This is a genomic window from Peribacillus psychrosaccharolyticus ATCC 23296 (assembly GCF_000305495.1).
Taxonomy (GTDB): Bacteria; Bacillota; Bacilli; order Bacillales; family DSM-1321; genus Peribacillus; species Peribacillus psychrosaccharolyticus.
This window is the reverse complement of sequence record NZ_AJTN02000072.1, coordinates 1-3850: the sequence shown is the minus strand read 5'-3', so window position 1 is coordinate 3850 and position 3850 is coordinate 1. Positions and strand designations below refer to the sequence as shown.

1 protein-coding gene, 14 tRNA genes and 1 rRNA gene are annotated in these 3850 nt (G+C 42.8%); all 16 read right to left on the bottom strand.

From position 1 onward, the window contains the following. On the bottom strand, window positions 1-1560 hold a 1560-nt coding region (locus tag WYK_RS05785; protein ID WP_040373617.1), incomplete at its 3' end, for an L-lactate permease. Between the two features lie 594 nt (window positions 1561-2154). Further along, window positions 2155-2235: transfer RNA gene (locus WYK_RS05780), tRNA-Leu, on the bottom strand. 7 nt (window positions 2236-2242) lie between these two features. Continuing rightward, window positions 2243-2316: transfer RNA gene (locus WYK_RS05775), tRNA-Cys, on the bottom strand. A 9-nt stretch (window positions 2317-2325) separates the two neighbouring features. Continuing rightward, a tRNA-Gly gene (locus WYK_RS05770) sits at window positions 2326-2400 on the bottom strand. A 3-nt stretch (window positions 2401-2403) separates the two neighbouring features. Further along, window positions 2404-2478 (bottom strand) — tRNA-Gln (locus WYK_RS05765). Window positions 2479-2517: 39 nt separating this feature from the next. Then, a tRNA-His gene (locus WYK_RS05760) sits at window positions 2518-2593 on the bottom strand. A gap of 36 nt (window positions 2594-2629) precedes the next feature. Then, window positions 2630-2703, bottom strand: a tRNA-Trp gene (locus tag WYK_RS05755). A gap of 7 nt (window positions 2704-2710) precedes the next feature. Next, window positions 2711-2794: transfer RNA gene (locus WYK_RS05750), tRNA-Tyr, on the bottom strand. Between the two features lie 42 nt (window positions 2795-2836). Then, window positions 2837-2912: transfer RNA gene (locus WYK_RS05745), tRNA-Phe, on the bottom strand. Between the two features lie 10 nt (window positions 2913-2922). After that, window positions 2923-2999, bottom strand: a tRNA-Asp gene (locus WYK_RS05740). Between the two features lie 7 nt (window positions 3000-3006). After that, window positions 3007-3080, bottom strand: a tRNA-Met gene (locus WYK_RS05735). A 38-nt stretch (window positions 3081-3118) separates the two neighbouring features. Then, window positions 3119-3194: transfer RNA gene (locus tag WYK_RS05730), tRNA-Val, on the bottom strand. 13 nt (window positions 3195-3207) lie between these two features. Further along, window positions 3208-3282: transfer RNA gene (locus WYK_RS05725), tRNA-Glu, on the bottom strand. 9 nt (window positions 3283-3291) lie between these two features. Then, a tRNA-Ser gene (locus tag WYK_RS05720) sits at window positions 3292-3383 on the bottom strand. Window positions 3384-3386: 3 nt separating this feature from the next. Next, window positions 3387-3461 (bottom strand) — tRNA-Asn (locus tag WYK_RS05715). 24 nt (window positions 3462-3485) lie between these two features. After that, window positions 3486-3601, bottom strand: a 5S ribosomal RNA gene (gene rrf / locus WYK_RS05710). Window positions 3602-3850: the final 249 nt, after the last annotated feature.

Here is a 3850-nt window from a genome sequence, read left to right as displayed (position 1 = left end):
AGCACAAGCTACTGCTATTGATTGAGGAGAAATCATTTTGCCGGTAACTCCACCTGAAGAGTTCGCAGACACTGCAAGCACTGGGTCCATGCCGATAGAATTCGCAGTAACTTGCTGCATATTACCAAAGAGCAAGTTAGAGGATGTATCAGAGCCAGTAATGAATACGCCAAGCCATCCAAGTATTGGAGAGAAGAAAGGAAATAGAACTCCTGTTTTCGCTAATATCATCCCCATTGCTGTACTCATGCCAGAAGCATTGGTTACATACGCATAACCGACAACTGACGCAATCGTAATAATTGGAAATTTCAACTCACTTAGTGTCTCTGCAAAAGTAAGCAGCCAATCCTTCCAGGAGATTTGGAAAATAAATTTTGTTATAATCGCCGCAATAAGAACGGCAGTTCCAGCAGCTCCTAAAAACTCAAGTTTATAAAATGCCGGGACTGCATCACCAGCAACATTTATAACTTTATTATTCAGTAAAGGAACATTAGGAATAAAAGTAAAGACTTGTCCTATAGAATTAAGTCCAGTTAAAAATAGGTTACTGCCCTCATAATGGCCTGTTAAAGCTTGCTTAACGACTGGGATTCCCCAGATGGAAATGATAGCCGTTAAAATAAAAAAAGGAGACCATGCTTTAAGAATTTGTTTATCTGTATGTGGTTGATCCTCATCGGGTTCATTTACTGCGAGAGTTGACGCCAATTCTTTTTCCGCTGAAAAGCGAAAGATAGTTTTTGGTTTCCAAAACTTAAGAAATATTCCTAATACAAGAATTGATACTAAGGCTGACAGAATATCTGGAAGTTCTGGACCGAGGTAGTTTGAACTTAAAAATTGAGTGAGGGAAAAGGTAATTCCCGTTACTAATATGGCTGGCATTACTTCTAGTGCTTTTTTAAAGCCTGCCATAATAACAATTAAATAAAAAGGGATGAAAATGGATAAAAACGGTAATTGACGCCCTACCATTTTTGAAATTTCAATTGCAGGAATCCCCGTTGGACCTTCTAAAGCCAGGATTGGTGCGCCGATGGCCCCAAATGCAACCGGGGCTGTATTAGCAATTAAACACAAACCTGCTGCATACAGAGGATTAAATCCTAGCCCGACAAGTAGTGCAGCCGATATCGCAACAGGGGCACCAAAACCAGCAGCTCCCTCAAGAAATGCACCAAAAGAGAAGGCTACTAATAATGCTTGCAGACGGCGGTCCTCAGTAATAGAAATGATTGAATTACGGATAATATCAAACTGCCCTGTTTTTACAGTCAGTTTATATAGAAAAACGGAACTAATAATAATCCAGCCAATAGGGATTATACCGTATACTGCACCATGCGTAGCAGACATGACCGCCAATTGTGCAGGCATTCCGAATGCAGCTACAGCTAAAATCAAAGCAATCAATAATGTAGTCAGCCCTGCTATATACCCTTTCATTCTTTTAATTGCCAAAGCCCAGAAAAAATATAGTATTGGAATAACAGCAACTAACGCTGTCAGTCCCAGATTTCCCCCTACTGCTGTTACGTCTTGTACAAAAGTCATAACATACCTCCATTTTTAAAAACAGAATACAGTCATAAGTAAACGCTTACATTATTAAGGTACAATCACAATACAAAATATTTTTAAATTTACCCCTGGCTGTTCCTGCTTTTTACACAACTAACAATCGTAAATGAAGATTTGCTTACTCTACTCCCTGATTCATTATCTCAAAAGCCCACCCCGCCTCTCTTCACCCCCTAAGAGTAACTTTATCAACCTTAAACTTTTAATCTTTTACCCTATTCTATACAAATTGTAAATAGATTTCCATATCTTTTTTGTTCTATCAAATAATTCTTTAAAATTAATGATAAGGATAATCTTGCCTAGAAAGGAGAGTTCCATGATTGGATCTCTGTTTAGGGGACACGTTGCCTTGGAGGTATATAAAGAGGGGGCTTTCTCTATTTGCTTTCTGCTTTTGAATTATTCCCGTCTGAGGGAACACTAATCCTGTCTGAACATGCTTTATTCCCGTCTGGGACTGTTTTTAAGGGTTTATCTCATAATATGACCTATTCCTTCATCAATGGGACTTAAATTCAAACAGAAAAAAGACTTCGTATATGAAATACGAAGTCTTTTTAGTAATACCTGAGGCCGGACTTGAACCGGCACGCCTTGCGGCACCGCATTTTGAGTGCGGCGTGTCTGCCATTCCACCACTCAGGCAAATAATTGGAGGCGGCAACCGGAATCGAACCGGTGGTAAAGGTTTTGCAGACCTCTGCCTTACCGCTTGGCTATGCCGCCAATATTTATTGGAGCGGAAGACGGGGTTCGAACCCGCGACCCCAACCTTGGCAAGGTTGTATTCTACCACTGAACTACTTCCGCTAATGGCTGGGCTAGCAGGATTTGAACCTACGCATGACGGAGTCAAAGTCCGTTGCCTTACCGCTTGGCTATAGCCCATTAGTATCTATATATTAATTATATTTTCTCAAAAAAATATGGGGCGACTGATGGGAATCGAACCCACGAATGCCTGAACCACAATCAGGTGCGTTAACCACTTCGCCACAACCGCCATGATAAGAGAAATTATTTAGATGTAATTTAAAAATGGCAGGGGCAGTAGGAATCGAACCCACACTGGAGGTTTTGGAGACCTCAGTTCTACCTTTAAACTATGCCCCTGTAAAGATGGTGGAGGGGGGCAGATTCGAACTGCCGAACCCTAAGGAGCGGATTTACAGTCCGCCGCGTTTAGCCACTTCGCTACCCCTCCATATAAGATACTGCTAGTAAACTTAATAAATTAAGTTTGTAATGGTGGCTCAGGACAGAATCGAACTGCCGACACAAGGATTTTCAGTCCTTTGCTCTACCGACTGAGCTACTGAGCCATAATAATAATGGCGGTCCGGACGGGACTCGAACCCGCGACCTCCTGCGTGACAGGCAGGCATTCTAACCAACTGAACTACCGGACCATTATGATTGCGGGGACAGGATTTGAACCTGCGACCTTCGGGTTATGAGCCCGACGAGCTACCGAACTGCTCCACCCCGCGATAATGGGAATTTTACTAACGTCACTTTTAAAAAATAATGGTGGAGGATGACGGGATCGAACCGCCGACCCTCTGCTTGTAAGGCAGATGCTCTCCCAGCTGAGCTAATCCTCCAATATGTATGTGTTGGTGACCCCTACGGGATTCGAACCCGTGTTACCGCCGTGAAAGGGCGGTGTCTTAACCGCTTGACCAAGGGGCCGTGAAGTAATGGCGGAGAGCAAGGGATTTGAACCCTTGAGACAGGGTTACCCGTCTACACGATTTCCAATCGTGCTCCTTCGGCCACTCGGACAGCTCTCCATTTGGCTCCGCAGGTAGGACTCGAACCTACGACCGTTCGGTTAACAGCCGAATGCTCTACCACTGAGCTACTGCGGAATAATAGTGGTTTTAAATGAATCTGCCTGGCAATGTCCTACTCTCACAGGGGGAGACCCCCAACTACCATCGGCGCTGAAGAGCTTAACTTCCGTGTTCGGAATGGGAACGGGTGTGGCCTCTTCGCCATCATTACCAGACATTATTCATTTTGAAAGACATTTATTATTATAATATCTTTTTGTTAAAAATTCAAGAACAATTTTACTTATTCTTTCAAAACTAGATAATAAGAAGGTTTTTTGCATGTAATTAAAACGTTTTTGTCCAGTTACGGCTCCTTGCTTATCGGTCGTTTCGATCCGTCATTCAAATCCAAGTTCAGGATTTGCCTGGCCGGCTCTCCAACGCCTCTCAAAGCAGAACAGTCGCTTTCACTTTTCGTTATT